This is a genomic window from Sulfidibacter corallicola (assembly GCF_017498545.1).
Lineage (GTDB): Bacteria > Acidobacteriota > Holophagae > Acanthopleuribacterales > Acanthopleuribacteraceae > Sulfidibacter > Sulfidibacter corallicola.
This window is the reverse complement of record NZ_CP071793.1, coordinates 2,010,105-2,030,209: the sequence shown is the minus strand read 5'-3', so window position 1 is coordinate 2,030,209 and position 20,105 is coordinate 2,010,105. Positions and strand designations below refer to the sequence as shown.

The following is a 20,105-nucleotide window of genomic DNA, read 5'->3' as shown; positions in this document are numbered from 1 at the left end:
AGCGATAGACTGGCTGCCGAAGCCTGTTCGCATCGGGAATCCGGCAATTCGGTCGCGTGCGGGGAACCGATTCAAAAAAACACTGGTTGGCGATGGACGCTAGCCGGCGGCCGGCCGCTCCCCTTCCTTCCCGCCATTTTCCTCTTTCTGGTGCCACAAGAGGCTTATCAAGACCAGCGGCCAAATGCCCAAGTGAATCATCACGTCGGCCGTGTTGAAGATGTAGTGCCAGAAGGAAATGCCCCGAACGTCGATGAAATCCACGACCGAGCCGTAGATGAACCGATCCAGGATGTTGCTGGCACCACCGCCCACGATCAAGCCATAGCAAATGTATTCGTAACGGCGAATGTTGCGTGCCATGCAGATGTAGGTCACCAGGACGGCCAGTACCAGAAAGGACAGGGTCGCGAAAACCCAACCCTTACCTTGCATGATGCCGAAAATGCCGCCCATGTTGCGGACATGGGTGAAGTGCAAAAACGAAAACACCTGCACGGATTGATGTTGTGCCAAGTTGGCATTGACCAGGTAACTACCCACCTGGGAGAGACCCACGGTGAACGATGCAATTATGGCAAACAAGGCCACGTCCATTTTTTTCATGTGTCACCCCTCCGAAGACAGCGGCTCGAGTTCGACTTCGTAAATGAAGGCGTATCGTTTTCCGGTCACGAAAATGCGGCCGGTGGCCTTGTCGTGCGCAATCCCATTGAGTACATCTTCGCGTCCATGGCGATCCTGGCGCTCGAGTAAACCGGAAAAGTTGATCGACCCCGTGACGTCACCCTTTTCCGGATCGATGATGACGACGCGGTTGGTGCCGTAGACGTTGGCCCAAACGCGCCCGTCGATCCATTCCAACTCGTTCAGGCCACCGACTTCGCGACCACCTTGGCGGACGGTCACCGATCGCAACAGGGAGAAATCCCCGGCATCGTGAACGTGGAGCCGGCTGGTACCATCGGTGCGGAACAACTGGTCTCCGGAGCCGGTGAGACCCCACCCCTCGCCTTGATAGCGGTATGACCGCAAGGGCTCCAAACTGGCGCTGTCGTAGATCAACAATTCCCCTGCCCGCCACGTCAACTGCATCAGCACACCGCGATAAAAGTGGAGACCTTCGCCGAAATAGCGGGCATCGAGATCCCGGCGGAGGAGGACCGAACCACTGTCGGGATCCAAACGACGCACGCTGGACTGTCCATTCAATCCCGTGCTCTCGTAGAAATGGCCCTCGTGTACCAGGAGACCCTGGGTGTAGGCCTGGGGATCGTGGGGGATTTTACGAACGACCTTGAACCGATATCGAGTCGGCGTTTGGGAGATCCCGGCCGTCTGGGTGGTTTCTTCCTGAAACACCAAGGGCGCGGCGATTGCCGCCAAGACACCGACGACCAGCAACCCCACGAGCCAAGACCGCCTGGCTTTGGCGGCGGGCCTCGGTTCGCTGGCCATCACCGATGCGGCGCTTCCCCCACCGGAGACCCTTTTCTTCTTTTTTTTGGACATGAAACAACTCTGGTTGGAAATGTGGCCCGAGAAATCACTGGGCCGATGACGTCTGCCGGGAACATCCGCGGCGATGATGAACACACTGTGTCTTGATCAAGTAGAGCACAAGAGGCCGAAATCCCACAAAAAAGTCGAGTTCTCGTGACGTGGTGCGCACGGTGCATCCACGCGTCCAGCGCGCTACGCTCGTGCTACGCCCGTGCTACCCCCGTGCTCCCTCCGTGCTTCGACCCCAAACGAAAATCAGCCAGGAGTGCCTGAACCTCTCCTGGCTGATCGATGGGATGGCGATCAAAGCGCCATCAAGACGCGTTTTCCAACTGGCTGGAATAGCCACCGGTGGCGGCAACCCCATTCATTTTGGCGCGGTGGCGGAAAACGGCTTGGGCGGTGGCGACATTGCCGCTCTGACCCTGCCATGCCTTCAGGGCATCTTCCTGCAGTGCCCGACCATAGGAGAATGACAAAGCCCAAGGCAGGTCGCCCAACTTGTTCATCAAGTCCAGGTGCTCGGTGGCTTCGACCGAAGACTGGCCGCCGGACAGAAAGACGATCCCCGGAACGGCCGAGGGAACGCAACGTTTCAGGGTAGCGACGGTTTCCTTGGCAACTTCCTCGGCACCGGCGCGATCAGCGGCACCCTTACCGGAAATGACCATGTTGGGCTTGAGCAACATGCCCTCGAGCAACACGTTGTGGGCTTTCAATTGGGCGAAGACCAGTACCAGGATCTCTTCGGTCACGGCCTGGCAACGAGCCAGATCGTGATTGCCGTCCATCAGCACTTCGGGCTCCACGATGGGAACGATTCCCGCTTCCTGGCACAAGGCGGCGTAACGAGCCAGGGCGTGCGCGTTGGCTTCCAGCGCGAAACGGGTCGGCAATCCCTCGCCGATGTTGATCACGGCCCGCCACTTGGCGAATTTGGCGCCGAGTTCCCTGTATTCGGCCAGGCGGCCGCGCAGACCGTCGAGGCCTTCGGTCACCGTTTCACCCTCGAATCCGGCCAGCGGCTTGGCGCCCGCATCCACCTTGATACCGGGAATCACCCCTTGATCGGCCAGGATGTCGGCAAGACGCTTTCCGTCGGCAGCCTTTTGGCGAAGGGTTTCATCGAAAAGGATGACACCGCTGACGTACTGGCTGAAATCCGGAGCGGTAAACAGCATGTGGCGATAGTCGCGACGGTATTCTTCGGTAGATTCCAACCCGATGCTCTTGAAACGCTTGGCAATGGTGGGAAAACTCTCATCAGCAGCCAGAATGCCTTTGCCGCGCGCGACCAGGGCATTAGCTACGGTAACCAATTCTTGTGACATGGGGTGTACTCCTTAGCTTGTGGTGACATGGGAAAGCCCGTCATCAAACGCGAGCTTGCCCGGGCGCAAGGGCCCAAAGAACTGAGGTATGGTGGTGACCCAAGCATCGCACGACCTGGGTTCCCGGCAGAGAAGAATCGATCGCGACTCGGTCGGCGCCGAATCGCGAGCTCGAAGAAGGCAGACAGGGACACGAATCGCGGCCGCAAACGGTGCATCGCAGACCCTCGATCGGCCGCGGCCTACCTTACCAGCCGATCGAGCCACTACATCCGAGTTCCGCGAGGTTGGGGTAGCGGTGGATGAAACGTTCCGGGAAACCCGGCCACGGAATCCTCTGTCGATGCGGGAAGTCAGCTTGGGTATGGCGCTCATGCTCGGTGCTCGATTCGAATTTTCGAAGGTCTCGATCACGACCCATCCAGCCTGCAAATTCCGTAAAATCCGCGCAGGTCGACCGGCCGCTCACGATCCCGGTCCCAACCTCGGTCGCGACCATCGATCGACCTCGGTTCAGAACGGTTTCGCTTGCCCTTCGCGAGAAGAAAATCGGCGATGTGCGCTAAAAATTCCTCGCGGCAACCGAGGCCTGAACAAACCTGCAAGGGTAACAGGAATTGTGGCACCTGTGTGTGATTTTTCACGTTTGTAGAAAGGGAGATGACCTGGACAAAAGTGCAACATGAATCCCGTCGAAGTCCTTGTTCGAAAAAAAAATTCACAGCCCCACACGAAGTCGTTCGGAAGTGAGGAATTGAATCGGGGATTCGAGGGTTTTTCGCGTATTTGGGTCCCAAATGGGGATCGATTCACGGTAATCGGGCACCAAGGAGCGATGACAAAACGTCCATCGAGACCTCTGGCCGACTCGGGGAAGACCTTTCCGACAAATGGCTTGGTGAGCATCAAAAGCCGAAAGACCCTAGCCGGTTAACAAGAAAAAGAAAACGAACTATTTGTCGAAAAGAAGGCTACCAGAAATCACATAGGTCCACATAAAACAGAACGCAATGAAAAGAATCAGCATGCCTAGCAAAGAGTAAAAACATTATCTTTAAATGTGGGACTCTGAAGTAAGCGTAAGATCTAAAAGAACCAATGGATCACGAGGAAAATTTAACCTTGCATTCATTATTTGGTTGATTTACAGCAAATAAACCCTATAATTCGAGAGCATTAAGCTTTTATAGGAAGGATGCGTTGGAGCGAGACATGAAGGCGATTCAGAAGGCGATAACTGATTTCCTGCATCATTGTCGCCACGAAAAAAAATTAAGCGACAAAACGCTAAAAGCGTACGGGATCGACCTAAAACAATTCGTTGCATATTTAAAGGATAACCACCACATCATCAAGTTAAAAGAGATAGATAAAAAAGTCGTCAGCGGTTATCTCAATGAGTTGTATTCTGAGGCTAAGCCAAAGACTATCAAACGCAAGGTTGCCACACTACGAGCTTTTTTCAATTTCATCGAATTCGAAGACAGAATCGTTGTCAGTCCATTTCGCAAAATGAAAGTGGACATCAAACAAGACAAAGCATTACCACATGTTTTAACCATCGATGAAATCGAGGAGTTGTTCAAATACCTCTACGAACAACGAGATTTCCTAAAACGCACAAGTCTGTTTGCTTGTAAAATTTTAATACGAGACATTGCAATCTTTGAAATGCTTTTTTCCACAGGAATGCGAGTCTCCGAAATTTCGGACCTCAGGCACGAGGATGTCGACCTCGATCACAAGGTCATCAGCGTCAACGGGCGAGGTCACCGCGAGCGCAACATCCCGATCGTCAGCCAACAGGCATTGTCGGCACTTCAAAACTACCGGTCGACCTTCCATCACGACTTGAAGGACAAGGAATATTTCTTCATCAACAAGCACAACCGCAAGATCTCCGATCAATCCATTCGCATTCTCGTGGAGAAATACGCGGCGAAAGTGGGCATCAAACGCAAGATCACACCCCACACTTTCCGCCACACCGTGGCGACCCTGCTCATGGAGAGCGGTGTCGACCTTCGTTACGTCCAATACATCATGGGTCACAGCTCGATCACGACCACCCAGGTCTACAACCACCCCAACGAAGACAATCAGCGCAAACTCTTGGCGGAACTCCATCCTCGAACGAAAGTCAAAATAGGTTGAAGCGCCTCTTTTCCGGCTTCGACGACACAAGCGACGCAACGCGAGCGTGACCGCTCACCGCCCCAAAAACGAACCGACTCGAAGAACCAGTGGGCCCCCCTCTCCCACCCTCGAGCGGCTCTTTTCGGCGAAACTTTTCAGCAGCGTCAGAAAGCTTGTCATCTCCAGTTCGCATCCGCTAGTATAGCTTGCGTCAAAGACACGAGACCGGAAAGGCGATGACCCTCGGCCCCGATGAAGCCGAGAGCGAGTGGCTCCCTATGTCAAGCCGCCACGCACAGCTCCGGTGAACATCAAGGATCGCCTGCACGAAGATAGGGGCGAACCGCCAAGGAGAGAACATGGCTGGTCACAGTAAGTGGGCAAATATTCAGCATCGCAAATCCCGTCAGGATGCCAAAAGAGCGAAGGTCTTCACCAAGCTGGCCAAGGAGATCACGGTCGCCGCACGAATGGGCGGGCCCGACGTCGATGCGAACCCACGTCTGCGGGCCGCGATCGTTGCCGCTCGCAAAATTTCCATGCCCAACGACAATATCAAGCGCGCGATCGATAAATCCACCGGCGCCGACGCGGGGCAATTGGAAGAGATCACCTATGAAGGATACGGACCGGGCGGCGTCGCTTTTCTGGTGGAGTGCATGACCGACAACCGCAATCGAACCGCCCCCGAAATCCGCAGTACGTTCTCCAAAGCCGGCGGCAACATGGGTGAAGCGGGATCGGTTGCCTGGCAGTTCGACAAGAAGGGCTACATCCAGATCCCCAAGTCGTCCCAGTCGGAAGAAGACCTGACGGAAACCCTGCTGGAAGCCGGGGCCGACGATTACGAGGAAGCCGGTGAATTCTGGGGCATCCTGACCGCGCCGGAAGAGCTTCACGCGGTGCGTGAGCAACTCGAGGGCATGAAAATCGAGGTCGAGTCGGCCAAATGGGAGATGATTCCCAAGACCGAGATGACCATCGAGGGCGAGACCCTCGAAAAGGTGATCAAGCTGATGGAGAAGCTGGAAGACAACGACGACGTGCAAAACGTCTGGAACAACGCCGATTTCGACGAATCGGCGCTCAGTTGATCACGCTCGGCATCGACCCGGGCTCGCAGATCACGGGTTACGGGATCATCCAATCCCAGGGAAACCGCAACCGATTGATCGCAGCGGGCCCGATTCGCCTGAACAAGATCCAGGCGTTGGGCGACAAGCTTCTCGCCCTCCAGGACCAAGTAGAGGCCCTGATACGGGAGCACAAACCAAACGCTCTGGCCCTGGAGAAGGTATTCCACGGGGTCAACTTCAATTCGGCGCTCAAGCTCGGCTACGTGCGCGGGGTGGTCATCCTGGCCGCGGCCAAGCACCAGATTCCACTGGGCGAATACGCGCCGACCGAGGTCAAGAAGGCGGTGTGCGGTAACGGTCGTGCCGAGAAACAGCAAATCCAGGAAATGGTGCGCCTGTTGTTGAATCTTCCGGATGTCCCCAAACCCCACGATGTGGCCGACGCCCTCGCGATCGCCATTTGCCACGCGCATCAGGGTCCCATACTGGCGCGCTACGGAGGCGGCAGAGGCAGATAGCGGTATTGCGCGTAGGTTCCCGCTACAGGTTCCCAGGCATAAAAAAGGCCGATCCGGCAAGTGGCATCGGCCTATTCGAGACAGGGGCGGTTCGCGTCGCTTGGTTTCCCGAAACGGCCGCCTACATCCGAGAGGTATAGATTTTTTCTTTCGCCAACACGCGACGGGCATAACGACTGCCGCGAAAAGTGCGGCGTCGCAACTTACTGGCAACTCGGGTCGGGCCCTGGTTGTAGGCCGCAAGAGCCACGTCCAGATCGCCGAACCGTTCGATCAGGTATCCGAGGTAATCCGCACCGAATTGGATGTTCCAATGTGGATCGTAGAACAGGTGTTGGCTGAAGGCGAATTGGTCAGCCACTTCCTCGACGCCGAGGATGCGATTCGGCATGACCTGCATCAAACCCTTGGCACCCTTACCGGACCGGGCGCAGGGATTGAAGGTCGATTCCACGTCGATCAGCGCCAGCAACAGAGAAGGCGGCACATCGATTTCGACTGATTTTTCTAAAATGAGCTGCCCGAGATCGAGCAATTCTTGTTGAGACGAACCCAACTTGCGTTCTGCGAGGACTTCCGCGATGCGAAAGGTCAGGTCGTCGTAGTGGTCCATCGGAAACGCTTGAAACGTTGGCGGTGAAACCGGAATGGGCAGCAAAGGATCGGCCGAAAGATTCGCGTCTTTCATTGAAATCAGGGGCATCACCAGGAAGACAAGGAGCATGGTGAATTGTACTTTCAACTGCTTCATTTCACTTCCCAATATCCTCTTTTCTCTAATGTGGCGCTGTGATTCGGGTCGTGGCGCTCAGACCACACCCCTAAGGCGTGCCGGAGATTGCAACCGATGTGCCAGCTCGAAAAAGGAGGGCGAGGCCCCGAGGCATCGACCACAGATCGCGAACCATTCACACAAGCGGTTTTTTTTCAATTGTTTATGCCAGAATTCAAACATTCGCCGATTCAGATACAATCCAGATTCCGCCAAAGAGACAACCGACCTGCCGGCAAGTAACAACCACATTACTTTCAACACGTTAAAGACATTTTGGCAATTCTTGTCTAGAATCACCAAAATAGCGCCTCCAGCGAGATTTCCACAGCAAAAATCTGTCAAAAACACTAAAAACGGTCTAACTTATTTGATAAATCTCCACAAAAAATCACCTCATATGACTATTATTGAGTTCCAACCTAGATCCCAAATAGCCATGATGTTTACATCGATAGGTTTTTAAAAGACAAGATTAGGTCATTAACCGCAAAGCTCGAAAAATGGGCGCTCCAGGGTTCGAACCAACAACACATTGGGTGCCATGGGTTTTCGGACTTTTGGTGCGGACCGAATCGTAAAAGCCGTGTAAACCTTATTATGATGTCAGTACCAGAACGGCCAGTTGCCGGGCCCATTCCAAAGTGTCGTCCAACGCGATGTCGCCGCATTGTGGATACCCTTCGACGAGGAGAACAGAACCCGACCGTGGACGGAAATACCACACAATCGACGCTTCTCGGGTGTCGATTCAGGTGATTCGGGTCTATCGATCCACCAAGCCAGGATGAGGATTATAATAATGATTTAGATTCCGAACCCGGCAGGCCCCAACCCAGCTCTCAAAGGACCCACATGGACGCTGAAATCATCGACATCGAAAAACTGCTGAATAACGGCTGCGGCATGGCCCGCGACAGCTCGGGCGCCATTGTGTTCGTTCCCGGCGCCCTGCCGGGAGAACGCTACAACCTCACGGAAGCCGTACGAAAAAAAGGAGTTCAGTGGGCCATCAAACGCGAGCGAGTTCGAACTTCGGAAGCTCGAATCACGCCAGCCTGTCCACATGCGGGTCCTTGTGGTGGATGCCAGCTTCTCCATGTGCATCCCGAAGCCGAGGCCGGGCTCAAATCCGAATTCGTCAACGATGCGCTCGCCCGCATCGGAAAGTTGGCCAACGTCCCGTTGCAAATCCACTCTTTTTCTCGCGAGGCCTCGCGCTTCCGAGGGAAGTTTCACGCAAATGGAGGTTTTCTCGGTTTTTACGGCGAAGGAAGCCGAATCATCGAAACCATTCGAGTCTGCCACGTACTTCCCGATGCCCTGACCGACTTGCTGCCAACCATGCGCGAGTGGTCGCAAAAGGCTCACTTCAAAGGAGAAATCCACTTCGCGGTGGCCCCCGACAGTCATGAGGTCCTGCTGGATTGGGTCGGCAGGGAAGCGCAGAAGGGAAAGCTGTTGTCTCTGCTGAAGAGAAGCGAGCCGTCCCTGGCCGGCATCCGGTATCGCGGGTCCAGAGGCAAAACGAAATGGCAACGGGGCAAAACCAGCCTGACCTTCGTTTGGAACGGCCTCGAGGCCAACATCGAGGCCGATCAGTTCTTCCAAATGAATCCGGCCAGTTGGCCCTTGTTCTTCGGTATGGTTCGCCGATTTCAGGAGACTTATCGACCCGATTGCATTTGGGATGTTCACGCCGGCTCGGGTTTTTTGAGTTCGGCTCTGGATTTGCCGAACGGCGGGACGACCCTGTTGGCCACCGAACCCGATCCGCGCGCTTTCGCGAATTTGCAGGGACATTTCCCCTCATCCAAAACCAGTTCCCATCACGTGCGCCACAGCACGGCGGAGCAGGCCCTGGCCGAGCCCGACTTTCCCCATCATCGGGCCCAGGCCCTGATCTTGGATCCGCCGCGCACGGGTTTGGAGCCCGGCCTGAAGCAATACCTTTTGGAAAGCGGCCCTCCCTCGCTCCTTTACTTTTCCTGTGATCAAGCCACCTTTGCCCGCGATCTGCGCGAGCTCTCCGAAACCTACGCCCTCGCGGGCCCGCTTCACGTGATGAATGTCTGTCCCGGAACGCTTCGTATGGAAACCGCGACGACGCTGGTACGCAGGAATTCGTGAGGTTGTCCCCGGTCACCCATAACCCGGGGCAGATCGGGTCGGCACCGAACCGAAAACGAAAGGGTTCGATAGCTCGCGGCTTTTTTCTGGAAGCTTGACTTGAGAAATTGACGCGGGGAAGCTTACCCTTTAGAATGTGAGCTTTGTTTGTGGGAAGGTTTGGGCCAGATGAAAGCTACGGTCATTATCCCCGCCCGCATGGCGGCAACCCGTTTTCCTGGCAAACCTCTCTCTAAAATTCTTGAAAAGCCCATGATTCAATGGGTTTACGAAGCATGCAGCAGAGCCACGGTCGATCGTGTCATCGTGGCCACGGACAGCTTCGAAATCGTCGAGGCGGTGAAGTCGTTCGGTGGTGAGTACCACGTGACGCGCGACGATCACCCCAACGGTACCTCGCGTATCGCCGAGACCGCGGCCACCATCGACAGCGATATCGTGATCAACGTGCAGGGAGACGAGCCAGCGATTCACCCGGAAGACATCGAGGCGGTGGTGACGCCATTGCGGGCGAATCCGGCCCTGGAAATGTCGACTCTCGCCGAACCGATCCAAGACCCCGAAGACCTTTTCAACCCCAACGTCGTCAAGCTGGTACGCAACAAAGCCCACCACGCCATGTACTTCTCTCGGGCGCCGATTCCCTACGTCAAACACGCCGGCATGCACGGGCCCACTTTTCCCACATCCCCTCACATCACCCATTACCGCCACATCGGCATCTACGGGTACCGACGTTCCTTCCTGCTGCGCTACGTGGCCGCCGAGCCCTGTGCGCTCGAGGACATCGAAGGCCTGGAACAATTGCGAGCGCTCGACATGGGGGCCTCGATCTACGTCGGACTGGCGCGCCACGCTTCCATCGGCGTGGATACCCCCGCCGATCTGATCAAAGCCGAGCGGTTCCTGGCCGCTTCGACCAACCAACATTCCACGGGAACGGCCGAAGCGTCGCCGCCCCCGGACGTACATATCTCCCAAATTCCAAAACCTCCTGCCGGAGGGCTTTCACAAGAGGAAGGTGATCTCTCATGACCAAGTACATCTTTGTTACCGGTGGCGTCCTAAGCAGCCTTGGGAAAGGTTTGGCTGCAGCCTCCATCGGCGCGCTCCTCGAGAGCCGAGGATTCCGCGTCACGATCCAAAAGTTGGATCCGTACATCAACGTGGATCCCGGCACCATGAGCCCCTTCCAACACGGCGAAGTCTTCGTCACCGACGACGGTGCCGAAACCGATCTGGACCTGGGCCACTACGAGCGATTTACCAACATGACGGCAACCCAGCAACACAACTGGACCACCGGCCGCATCTATCAGAAAGTGATCAACAAGGAACGCCGTGGCGATTACCTGGGCAACACGGTTCAAGTCATCCCGCACATCACGGATGAAATCAAGAACAGCATCAAGAAACTGGGCGACCCGGAGACGGATATCGTGATCGTGGAGATCGGCGGCACGGTCGGCGACATCGAGAGCCTTCCGTTTTTGGAAGCCATCCGCCAACTGCGCCTGGAAGTGGGCATCGGCGAGGCCATCAACCTCCACCTGACCTACGTGCCCTACCTGCGCGCGGCCCAGGAACTGAAAAGCAAACCCACCCAGCACTCGGTCAAGGAACTGCGTAGCATCGGCATCCAACCCGACATCGTACTCTGCCGCTGCGAGTACGATCTGCCGGACGATCTCTGCCGCAAGGTCGCGCTCTTCTGCAACGTGCCGACCGACGCCGTCAAAGTGGCGATCGACGTGAACAATATATATAAAGTGCCGCTCAAGCTCGCCCAACAAAACCTGGACTCACTGATCTGTCGGCTGCTGAATCTGCCGGAAGGGAAACCGGACCTGACCACGTGGGAGGAACTTTCCGGGATCATCGACAGCCCTCGCCCCGAGATCCACATCGGCGTGGTGGGCAAGTACGTGGACTACCCGGACTCCTACAAGTCGATCATCGAAGCCTTCAACCACTCCGGTTTCTTCCACCGCGTCCACGTCAAGTTGAGCTGGCTCGAAAGCGCCAACTACGAAAAAGGTCTCAACCTCGAAGAATTGGAACGTTTGGATGGGATCCTGATTCCGGGGGGTTTCGGCAATCGAGGCATCGAGGGCATGATCCGCGCGATCCAGCTCGCTCGTGAAACCGGTAAACCGTTCTTCGGCATCTGTCTTGGCATGCAATTGGCCAGCGTGGAGTTCGCCCGCAACGTGGCGCAGTTGGACGACGCCAACAGTTCCGAATTCGAAGACGACCCCACGAACAAGATCATCTACAAACTACGGGAACTGGTGGATATCGACGAAATGGGCGGAACGATGCGACTCGGCGCCTACGAGTGCGAACTCGAGCCGGGCTCTCTGGCCGCGCGTGCCTACGGTCGGGAGTCGATCTCGGAACGCCATCGCCACCGCTACGAATTCAACATCGAGTTCAAGGAAAAACTGGAAGAGGCCGGCCTGCTCTTCACGGGCATTTCCCCCAACGGGACTTTCATGGAAATCATCGAACTGCCGAACCACCCCTGGTTCCTGGGCTGCCAATTCCACCCCGAATTCAAATCGAAACCCTTCGCACCGCACCCGTTGTTCCGGGACTTCGTCGGCGCCTCCATCAAACATCGCGAAACGCGCCTCAAAGCCCAGGCGGAACCCGAAAAGGAAGCCGTATCATGAGTTTTTCCATTCCCGTCGGATCACGAACCCTCACCCCGGGTGGCGCCTACCTCCTGATCGCCGGCCCCTGCATGATCGAGTCGGAAGCCCATTGTCTGGGCATGGCCGAAAAGATCGCGAAACGGGTAGCGCCCTACGCCGACCAGTTCCTGTGGGTGTTCAAGTCGAGCTTCGACAAGGCCAACCGCAGCTCGGGAAAGTCGGCACGGGGGCCCGGCATGGAAGAAGGCCTGGCCATTCTGGACAAGGTGAAACGCGAGTTCGGTGTTCCGGTGCTCACCGACATCCACGAAAGTTATCAGGCGGCTCCGGTCGCGGAAGTCGCAGATATCCTGCAAATCCCGGCCTTCCTCTGCCGCCAGACCGACCTGTTGCTGGCCGCGGCAAAGACCGGTCGGATCGTCAACATCAAGAAAGGCCAGTTCGTGGCACCTCACGACATGGGGAAACCGGTCGTGAAGGTACGCGAGGCAGGTAACGCATACGGCATGATCACCGAGCGGGGCACCAGCTTCGGCTACAACAATCTGGTGGTCGATTACGCCGGCCTCCACGTCATGCGCCGTTTCGGCGCGCCTGTCATTTTCGACGCCACCCACTGCGTGCAACTGCCAGGCGGATTGGGTGACACCAGTGGCGGCCGACGCGAGATCGCACCCTACATGGCCAAGGCCGCGGCGGCCTTCGGCGTGGACGGCTTTTTCACCGAAGTTCACGACAATCCCGATCAAGCACTGAGCGACGGGCCCAACCAACTGAATCTGGAGCTGTTCGAAGACCTGTTGCCCAAATTGGTCGCCATCCGCGAGGCGGCCCGATGAGCCTTGGACGCGCGCAGAAGGTGCTGCGCATCGAGGCGGAAGCCTTGACCCGCCTGGCCGACCACCTCGGAACCGATTTCGAGGCGGTCGTCCGGTGCGTGGCCGAGACGAAAGGCCGGGTCATCCTGACCGGGATCGGAAAAAGCGGCATCATCTGTCGAAAAATCGCCGCCACCTTCGCGAGCACGGGTACTCCCGCATTCTTTGTCCATCCCGCGGAAGCCATCCACGGCGATTTGGGAATGATCGTCGCCGGCGACACGGTGATCGGAGTTTCCAACTCGGGAGAAACGGCCGAGCTCGTCAACCTGCTCGAGTTCATCAAACGCCTGGGTTCGGTACTGATCGCGATCACGGGTAAGCCGGAAAGCACCCTGGCCAAACATGCCGACTTCAGCCTGACCTACCAGGTAACCGAGGAGGGCTGTCCCCTCGGCCTCGCGCCCATGGCCTCGACCACGGCGACCCTGGCGCTCGGCGACGCCCTGGCCGCGGCCGTCATGGACCTGAAAGGATTCACCAGCCGGGAATTCGCTCGCTATCATCCGGGCGGCAAGCTCGGCGCCAAGCTACTGCTCGTCCGCGATTTGCTGGCCCACCACGAGCAGGCCCGTCCCCTGGTCAGTGCGGATACGCTCCTGAGCGAAGCGCTTTTCGAAATGAGCGACAAACGATTCGGCATGACCGCGGTGGCGCTCGAGGACGGCAAGCTCGGCCTGATTTCCGACGGCGACATTCGGCGCCTGTTCCAACGCCATGGCAACGAAGCCATGGGCAAGCGCGCCGGTGACGTGTGCTCGCCAAACCCGAAAACGATCGGAGAAGATCGATTGGCCGTGGAAGCTCTGGAACTCATGGAGCGCTACAAAATCACATCCCTGATCGTCGTGAACGCAGCGGGTAGGTACACGGGCGTGGTCCACCTCCACGACCTCTGGCGAACGCAGATGGTTTGACGTCGCGATGATTGCTCGAAACGGATGGGGACGGAAGTGATCGCTTTCGTCCCGCCGTGCCCAACAACTGCCGATGAGGCCTATTTGGCGAGTTCGTAGGCTTTTTGGAGCCAGCCCATCAGTTCGTCGTCTACGTGTCCGACTTCGGTGAGTCTCACTCGATGACTGACCATTTGATTGAAGCTGCCGGAGGCTTCCAGTCGCCCCTCGGGCGCCATCCCCTTCAAATTGATACCGACATCCACGCGCGTCTTGGTCGACGGTTGGACCAGGGCGAATTGCTTCTTACGGCGTAGACTGACGTACGACTTTTTCGGGGAAAGTTCCAAGTCATCGCCAAAAGCGGCGAGCTTCGCCACGAGGGCGTCGTAAATGGGACGCAACCCCGCTTTGGGACCGGCGTACTGCAGGTCGACGAGATTCTCGACCGCGGGTGGCTGGCTGCCTTCCAATGAAGCGCGATACTGATGGGCAACCAGGCTGGCGAAGCCGTGGGTCATCCCCTGCTCGGATTTCAGCCACTTGACGATTTGGCCGTGTTTCTCCAAACCACAGGTCTTGGTCACCGCCAACCATTCCTCCAGGGTTTTGCCGGTTTTCTCCTGGAGGTTTTCGATCATCTTGGCGGCCATTTCTTCAGGTGATTGGGCCATGAAAAATCCTTCCTTCTCGTCACCCGACGAGAACGCTGCTTCTGGTTTTGGATGTGGAAAGAGAGCTTGACCAAAGCATAGCAAACTTTGCCCTTTCTCGGTTCCACGCGGGCCGCCCGAGTTCGAAACACAATGATGCCGCACCACACGTTTCGGGTGATGGACATCGTACGAGGCGACCTCTGAGCCGGCAGCGTCGGGTACGGCCTTCTCTCGGTAATTCGCACCTGGACGACGACCTCGGCACCGTGTCGTCGTGGTCGTTTATGGAATGGTACAACGACGCCGTGGACCTGGTTCGCTTCACGTCGAGGCCTGTGCTTCGCCATCGTCATCGGCCCACGTCGCGCGGACCGGCCGACCCCGGCGACATGACCTCGCGACGTCGTCGACGACGTCGGCCGAGAACGACGCAAGGAAGGTCGAGGACGTGGATTTCGACCTCGAAACCCACCTGTTTTTCTAGGATTTTCACCTTCCTGGACAGGAAACACCAACCACGTCGCCGACCTTGCCGACAAGGTCGGCGACGTCGGTCAAGGTCAGGTCACAGTCGCGACAGTGTCACGATAACCATATTTTTTTCACACAGTTAACGTCGTCAAGGTCGTGGCGAGGTCGGCTTGGACTGTGTGTGAAAGAGCAAAAAATCGCCCATAAATGAACGTCGATTCAACATTATAAAAACTTTTTGCAAACACCTTTGTGGTAAAGACCAATCTTTTCGGTTACAATGTCGCCGTATTTTGAAGTCGGGCCTCGAAAAGCCTTGCTGGCAACAGCTTCGGCCGAGGTTTCCGTCCTGTTTCCCATCCAGCAATGACACTATCAACACTTCAATTTTTCGAGAGAAAGGTAAGTATCACATGGCGAAAGCAGCAGTTGCAAAAAAGAAAAAAGTCACCCTGTCCTTCGATGGCGAGCCCGGCGTCGAAGTCAAAGTCGCAGGCAGCTTCAACGAGTGGAGCCTGGACGACAAGAAAAAGTCAAAAGTCATGAAGGAAGATAAAGCCGGTCACTACAGCATCAACCTCTTCCTCCCCCTCGGCGAACACGAGTACAAGTTCTACAGCAATGGCGAATGGATTTTGGATCCCAAGGTCGAAGTGAAGAAGCTCAATCGTTTCGGTACCTTCAACGGAGTAATCACCGTCGGCTGAAGCACCGCGCCCCTTCTCTCTGGCGCCACCGACTCGCCTCTAAAGGTGTACCTCGAGTTCGGCCCCCCGAGCTCACTGTCCTTGCCGGAACACGAATGAACGAAAGACCCTTTGTGCTTTTGAAACCAGATGCCTCATGCAGGGCATCGGGAGACGGGCACGAAGGGTTTTTTCATGTACGGAATCCAAACCCTGACGGCACGACATTCCGGTCAGGACAGCCATTTGACCTTGATCACCTTGTAAGGCAAACCTCGTTCGGCGAAGTATCGCAACCACCCACGCTGATTGTGCTGTAGTTGGTCGCCAGGCCCCTTGACCTCCGCCATCATGTAGGTCTCGCTGTCGGGGAATAGCAGGAGATCCGGGAATCCGCTGCGATACTCGCCCGGGTCACGACTCAGTCGGTCGAAGATCAGGGCCAGGTGGGGTCCGGGCACGTGGCCGAGACAGGTTCGAACCTGGGCCTTCAAATCCGGATGCCACGCGACAAAGTAGTTGGCGATCCCCTGTTTTTCGTCGTGGGTTTCCAGGACACGTCGCTCGAGGCGATCGCGATCGGCGCACTCCTCGAGCCGCCTTTCTATTTCCGGGAGCCGGAGCTTGCGGAATTCGGAGGAAAAGGTGCCCATCGGGCCGCGCTGGTAACGATTGAAGAAGGCGCCGCGTACCGGTAGAAAGACGATGTCCCAAAAAGCCAGGCCGAACAGGCTCAGCCAGAATCGGTTCTCGGCGTAAAACCCGGGTATTCCCTTTTCGGCCATGGCGATCAAGACGGCTTCCTCGACCTTCCGACCGGGTTTGCGCTCCAGCAACAAGGTTTGGTCGGGATGTTGAAGCCGTTTGGGTTTGTGCACTTCCAACCCCAGCTTTTTCTGCATCTTGGCGCGAAACATGTTGGCGAAAAGCACCTCGGCATCTTCGCGCGGCTCGGCGAGGATCGATTCGCAAACGTCCAAGGCCCCTTTCGCATCTCCCAGCTTGTCCTGCACCCGCGCAAAACGCTCTCGCGCCGGGGGTGCCGACGCTCGACCATAGTAGTCGAGAGCCCGCACGAGATCGCCACGGCGTTCGCAAAATCGACCCACCGCATTGAGGATGCGGTCTCGGCGGCGAGCGATGCTGGACTCCCCGAGTGCCTCGGGCAAGGCGTCACAGATTCGCTCCAAAAGCGGAAGATCCTCCATTTCGAGAGCCTGGCAGCAGGCTTCGCGAAGGTGCAACACCTCCAAGGTGCGGGCCAGCACGTCTCGATCGGTGAATAGCCTGTCTTTTCGATGAATGAGGTAACGCTCGTAACGAACCAACCCCAGATCCAACAAGACAAACTCGGTCAAATCCTGGCCCAAGTTCCCGAAAAACAGGAGTCGGTAGACATCCACGATCTGGAGATGGTTAAGCTCATACCAATCGAAGAGGTGTTGGATCCGCTCAGCGAGGATTTCCGTGGAACCTTCCCCCAGCAATCGGTCGAGCAATTCTTCCTTGCGATAGCGGCTCCATCCGGTGCGGACCTGTTCTCGTCCGGACTTCGGTTCAGCCTCCAGGAGTCCAATCAGTTCATGACGCAGCAGCAGCCGAGCTACCTCCTCGACTTGCCGATCATGGTTGCGGCACAATAAGCCAGCCGACTCCAGGCTCGCGGCCGCGAGAGTGACCTCCCCGATCTCGGGGTAGTGGAGCTTGTCGGAACGAAAGACAGGGCCCTTGCGCATCAAGAGCCGGACGAACAAGCGTCGGGCACTCAGGTCCAACGTGCGGAAGCCGCTGGAGAAGCGCCGTTCCTCTTCGGAAAGGATGTCCCCGTACAATTCATCGACGAAGTCCAACAGGGTCTGAAAATTGTCCAGGTAATACCCTGTCGGCAATTCGACCGGCTCGTCGGGACGGGGCTCTCGCGAATCGGTTTCGGACATCGCGCGTCAGACCCGGATCGTCAGTCGAGCTTGAAGGCGCCGGACCACTTGAAGTCGCCGTTGGTTTCCCAAGCGGGTCTCCATAAGTGGTAACGAGGCTCGCGTTTCTTTGAATCTAGATCGCTGAGGAGGAAGTTGAACCGAACGAATTCGAGCTTGTCGTGATCCACCTCTTCCAGTCGCATGCGGAAATGATCCATGGGAATTGAGATCTCGGTGCGGTAACCGCCGTCGAAGACTTGGGTCGCCGACACGATTCCCTCGGGCGCATCGTCGATCTCCACGTAGGAGGAACCTTTTTTGGAATCGATGGGGTAGATGGCGAAGTTGGGATCATCATCGCCTTCCCCGGGAAAACTGTCGACCCAGATCACGATCGCGTCCTGTTGCCAGGGCTCGGTCAGGGGGGCATGGAGCAATCGATCGTCGCGAACCTCGACAGCGAGGTAAACCCTGCTCACATCGTGAGAAACCGCAAACTTGTAGGAGGCGTCGTCAGCTCCCTTCCAAGATTCCGAATCTTCCTCTCCCATCGCACCGACCCCTTTCGACGAATGGGTTTCGAAGCCGTTCGCATCCCATTCGCCGAGATCCCCATCCACGGTGACCTTCCGGCGCGGGGCACGGCGCATCGCTTCGAGTGCCAAGCGAACCTCGCCACGGTTCTGATAGGAGCGTCCCTTGGAGACGAAACCCAAATCGTACTTGAGAAGTGCCGAGGTGTTCGAACGAGGGTCCACAGGTTTTTCGGCACCTAATTGGACTTCGAAGGTTTGGGTTTCGCCTGGCTTCAGCGCATATTCAAACTCGGTCTGCGGCAGCTTGAACACGGGTGGCACTGCAAAAGAGAGTTTGGCCGCGGCGGGAAGCTGCTCCCGATTGGTGACCGACACGTAAACCTTGGATCCGGTAAACTTGGCTCCTTCCACGAGCAGCGGGGTCACCGTCACGGGGAATTCATCGAAATTGAAGGCCTGTTCGAAGGTGTCGAAATACTGATCGGCCTTGTCGGCTTCGTCGGTGCTGCCTGGGTACACGTCGAACACCTTGCCGTGCTTGTCGATCGCTCGGTAGGTCCGCTTGCCGTCCTCGACGTCCACCAGCCAGAAATGGCGCGTGCTGGAGGCCTTGTCCAAGTACCAACGCTGTACCAGATCGATGCCGCGATCACCGCGCCCCCAGGCACCGTCGCCGAGGTAGAGCACCCCGTTCTCGACGACTTTGCCATTGGCCAACAACTTGGATCGTTTGAACGTGTGATCGTGGTTTTCGAACGCCGCGGTCAGTTGGTACTTGGCGAACAAAGGTTCCCAATGTTTGCGGCCGTAGCGCGAATACCTGGTGTCGTAGTCGCGGTGGCTGGGATAGAGGGGAACGTGATAGAGGGCGAACCGATGGGCGTATTTCTCCTGGTCGGCGCTCAACTGCTTTTCGATCCACTTGGCCTGTTTTCCACCATGGGATTGCGTGTGTCCGGAGTCCAAGGCGTAAACCACGGTATCGCTACCGAACTGGCGCCGGAAATAGCTCACCTTTCCGTTTTGTGCGAAGTAGTTGAAGAAAAAGGGCGCATCCTCGGCTTGCTGGCCATAGCTACCGTTGACCTCGTGATTGCCGATGGCCAGGACCATGGGAATCATGAACCCTTGGGGGGTCACCATGTTCTCGGTATACAGCGCGAGCCAGCGATCCCAGAGTTCGGCATTGATCAGGTTGCCATTGGCATAGGCGATATCGCCGCCGAGCAGTGAGAAATGGGGCTCTCTGGCCGCAGCGTGACGTAACAGTTCACCCACGACCGGTTTGATTCCGAAATCCCCGCCAGACACGAAACGGAGTGGTTGTTTGCCATGGGGAATCGTTCGGAACTTCATTTCCTTGGAGTATCCGGACCGCTCGGTGCCGGCGATGAAATAGTAGGTTTGGCCCGGTTTCAATTGATCAAGGCGGATCCAGTGAACTCTCCGACCATCGTTGAGACGAGGCACGACATGCTGGGTACCTCGAGCGCGATATCGATACTGTTTGGCATTACCTTGACGAGACTCGGTATCGAAGAACACGCGTCCTTTGGAAGTGTCTCCGAACATGTGGAAATTCACGGTGATCGAGGTTCCCGTGTCCCCTTCGTAGGTTAGGTAGACGAAACGCGGCGAGGCAAGCGCAGCGGTAGAAAACAAACCAAAGACGGTCAGGAAAAAGGAGCGAAGTACGAGCGCTTTCTTGGACAACTGCAGCATCCTTTTCTCTTTCGATAAAAAATCGGGGACGGGTGATCGATGACTGAAAGGTGATGAATGCCGTCCGATAACTATGATGACGCAAGCGAACCTATCATTCCGTCGCACAAAGATCAAGAATGGGCGCCCGTACGGCGACCGGTTGCGGGGCTCGCCGACGAAGCCGCCTGGTAAGGCCGTGATAACCTGAGATGATATTCGAGAAGTGATTTGTGCGA

Annotated in this window: 16 protein-coding genes; 9 read left to right on the top strand and 7 right to left on the bottom strand. The window is 56.7% G+C overall.

Going from position 1 to position 20,105, the window contains the following annotated elements; genetic code table 11:
• Nucleotides 1-99 precede the first annotated feature (99 nt).
• From lspA to J3U87_RS05885, 3 genes are all read right to left on the bottom strand, one after another.
• A complete protein-coding gene (gene lspA / locus J3U87_RS05895; RefSeq protein ID WP_237382105.1) occupies nucleotides 100-606 on the bottom strand; it encodes a signal peptidase II in 507 nt (168 codons plus the stop codon).
• Between the two features lie 3 nt (nucleotides 607-609).
• The gene (locus J3U87_RS05890) at nucleotides 610-1,512 is read right to left on the bottom strand and encodes a glutaminyl-peptide cyclotransferase (protein ID WP_237382104.1); all 903 of its coding nucleotides are present in this window, start codon (nucleotides 1,510-1,512) and stop codon (nucleotides 610-612) included.
• Nucleotides 1,513-1,817: 305 nt separating this feature from the next.
• Nucleotides 1,818-2,834 carry a class I fructose-bisphosphate aldolase gene (locus J3U87_RS05885; RefSeq protein WP_237382103.1) on the bottom strand — a complete coding sequence of 339 codons (1,017 nt, stop codon included), beginning with the start codon at nucleotides 2,832-2,834 and terminating at the stop codon, nucleotides 1,818-1,820.
• 1,212 nt (nucleotides 2,835-4,046) lie between these two features.
• On the opposite strand from J3U87_RS05885, the gene J3U87_RS05880 reads away from it, so the two are divergent.
• The 3 genes from J3U87_RS05880 (at nucleotide 4,047) to ruvC (ending at nucleotide 6,564) form a co-directional block, all read left to right on the top strand.
• The gene (locus J3U87_RS05880; protein ID WP_237382102.1) at nucleotides 4,047-4,988 is read left to right on the top strand and encodes a tyrosine-type recombinase/integrase; all 942 of its coding nucleotides are present in this window, start codon (nucleotides 4,047-4,049) and stop codon (nucleotides 4,986-4,988) included.
• A 341-nt stretch (nucleotides 4,989-5,329) separates the two neighbouring features.
• A complete protein-coding gene (locus J3U87_RS05875) occupies nucleotides 5,330-6,064 on the top strand; it encodes a YebC/PmpR family DNA-binding transcriptional regulator (protein WP_237382101.1) in 735 nt (244 codons plus the stop codon).
• On the top strand, nucleotides 6,061-6,564 hold the full coding sequence (gene ruvC, locus J3U87_RS05870; RefSeq protein ID WP_237382100.1) for a crossover junction endodeoxyribonuclease RuvC: 504 nt from the start codon (nucleotides 6,061-6,063) through the stop codon (nucleotides 6,562-6,564). The genes J3U87_RS05875 and ruvC overlap by 4 nt, the downstream gene beginning before the upstream one ends.
• Before the next feature lie 121 nt (nucleotides 6,565-6,685).
• Here ruvC and J3U87_RS05865 read toward each other — a convergent pair whose 3' ends face one another.
• The gene (locus J3U87_RS05865; protein WP_237382099.1) at nucleotides 6,686-7,315 is read right to left on the bottom strand and encodes a lytic transglycosylase domain-containing protein; all 630 of its coding nucleotides are present in this window, start codon (nucleotides 7,313-7,315) and stop codon (nucleotides 6,686-6,688) included.
• A gap of 876 nt (nucleotides 7,316-8,191) precedes the next feature.
• On the opposite strand from J3U87_RS05865, the gene J3U87_RS05860 reads away from it, so the two are divergent.
• From J3U87_RS05860 to J3U87_RS05840, 5 genes are all read left to right on the top strand, one after another.
• Nucleotides 8,192-9,466, top strand: a complete 1,275-nt coding sequence (locus J3U87_RS05860) for a class I SAM-dependent RNA methyltransferase (RefSeq protein WP_237382098.1) — start codon at nucleotides 8,192-8,194, stop codon at nucleotides 9,464-9,466.
• Between the two features lie 168 nt (nucleotides 9,467-9,634).
• Complete coding sequence (kdsB, locus tag J3U87_RS05855) at nucleotides 9,635-10,501, top strand: 3-deoxy-manno-octulosonate cytidylyltransferase (RefSeq protein WP_272932465.1); 867 nt, start codon at nucleotides 9,635-9,637, stop codon at nucleotides 10,499-10,501.
• Nucleotides 10,498-12,141: a CTP synthase gene (locus tag J3U87_RS05850; protein ID WP_237382097.1), complete on the top strand. Its 1,644-nt coding sequence runs from the start codon at nucleotides 10,498-10,500 to the stop codon at nucleotides 12,139-12,141. The genes kdsB and J3U87_RS05850 overlap by 4 nt, the downstream gene beginning before the upstream one ends.
• The gene (gene kdsA, locus J3U87_RS05845) at nucleotides 12,138-12,962 is read left to right on the top strand and encodes a 3-deoxy-8-phosphooctulonate synthase (protein ID WP_237382096.1); all 825 of its coding nucleotides are present in this window, start codon (nucleotides 12,138-12,140) and stop codon (nucleotides 12,960-12,962) included. Before J3U87_RS05850 ends, kdsA begins: the two co-directional genes overlap by 4 nt.
• The gene (locus J3U87_RS05840) at nucleotides 12,959-13,918 is read left to right on the top strand and encodes a KpsF/GutQ family sugar-phosphate isomerase (RefSeq protein ID WP_237382095.1); all 960 of its coding nucleotides are present in this window, start codon (nucleotides 12,959-12,961) and stop codon (nucleotides 13,916-13,918) included. Before kdsA ends, J3U87_RS05840 begins: the two co-directional genes overlap by 4 nt.
• Nucleotides 13,919-13,998: 80 nt before the next feature.
• Here the strand turns inward: J3U87_RS05840 and J3U87_RS05835 are convergent, their stop codons facing one another.
• The gene (locus tag J3U87_RS05835; protein ID WP_237382094.1) at nucleotides 13,999-14,571 is read right to left on the bottom strand and encodes a DUF4287 domain-containing protein; all 573 of its coding nucleotides are present in this window, start codon (nucleotides 14,569-14,571) and stop codon (nucleotides 13,999-14,001) included.
• A gap of 866 nt (nucleotides 14,572-15,437) precedes the next feature.
• Between J3U87_RS05835 and J3U87_RS05830 the strand changes: the two genes are divergently transcribed.
• A complete protein-coding gene (locus J3U87_RS05830; RefSeq protein WP_237382093.1) occupies nucleotides 15,438-15,731 on the top strand; it encodes a glycogen-binding domain-containing protein in 294 nt (97 codons plus the stop codon).
• A 212-nt stretch (nucleotides 15,732-15,943) separates the two neighbouring features.
• On the opposite strand, the gene J3U87_RS05825 is transcribed toward J3U87_RS05830, so the two are convergent.
• Both J3U87_RS05825 and J3U87_RS05820 read right to left on the bottom strand, forming a co-directional pair.
• Complete coding sequence (locus J3U87_RS05825) at nucleotides 15,944-17,647, bottom strand: VRR-NUC domain-containing protein (RefSeq protein ID WP_237382092.1); 1,704 nt, start codon at nucleotides 17,645-17,647, stop codon at nucleotides 15,944-15,946.
• A 20-nt stretch (nucleotides 17,648-17,667) separates the two neighbouring features.
• Nucleotides 17,668-19,887 carry a fibronectin type III domain-containing protein gene (locus J3U87_RS05820; protein ID WP_237382091.1) on the bottom strand — a complete coding sequence of 740 codons (2,220 nt, stop codon included), beginning with the start codon at nucleotides 19,885-19,887 and terminating at the stop codon, nucleotides 17,668-17,670.
• Nucleotides 19,888-20,105: the final 218 nt, after the last annotated feature.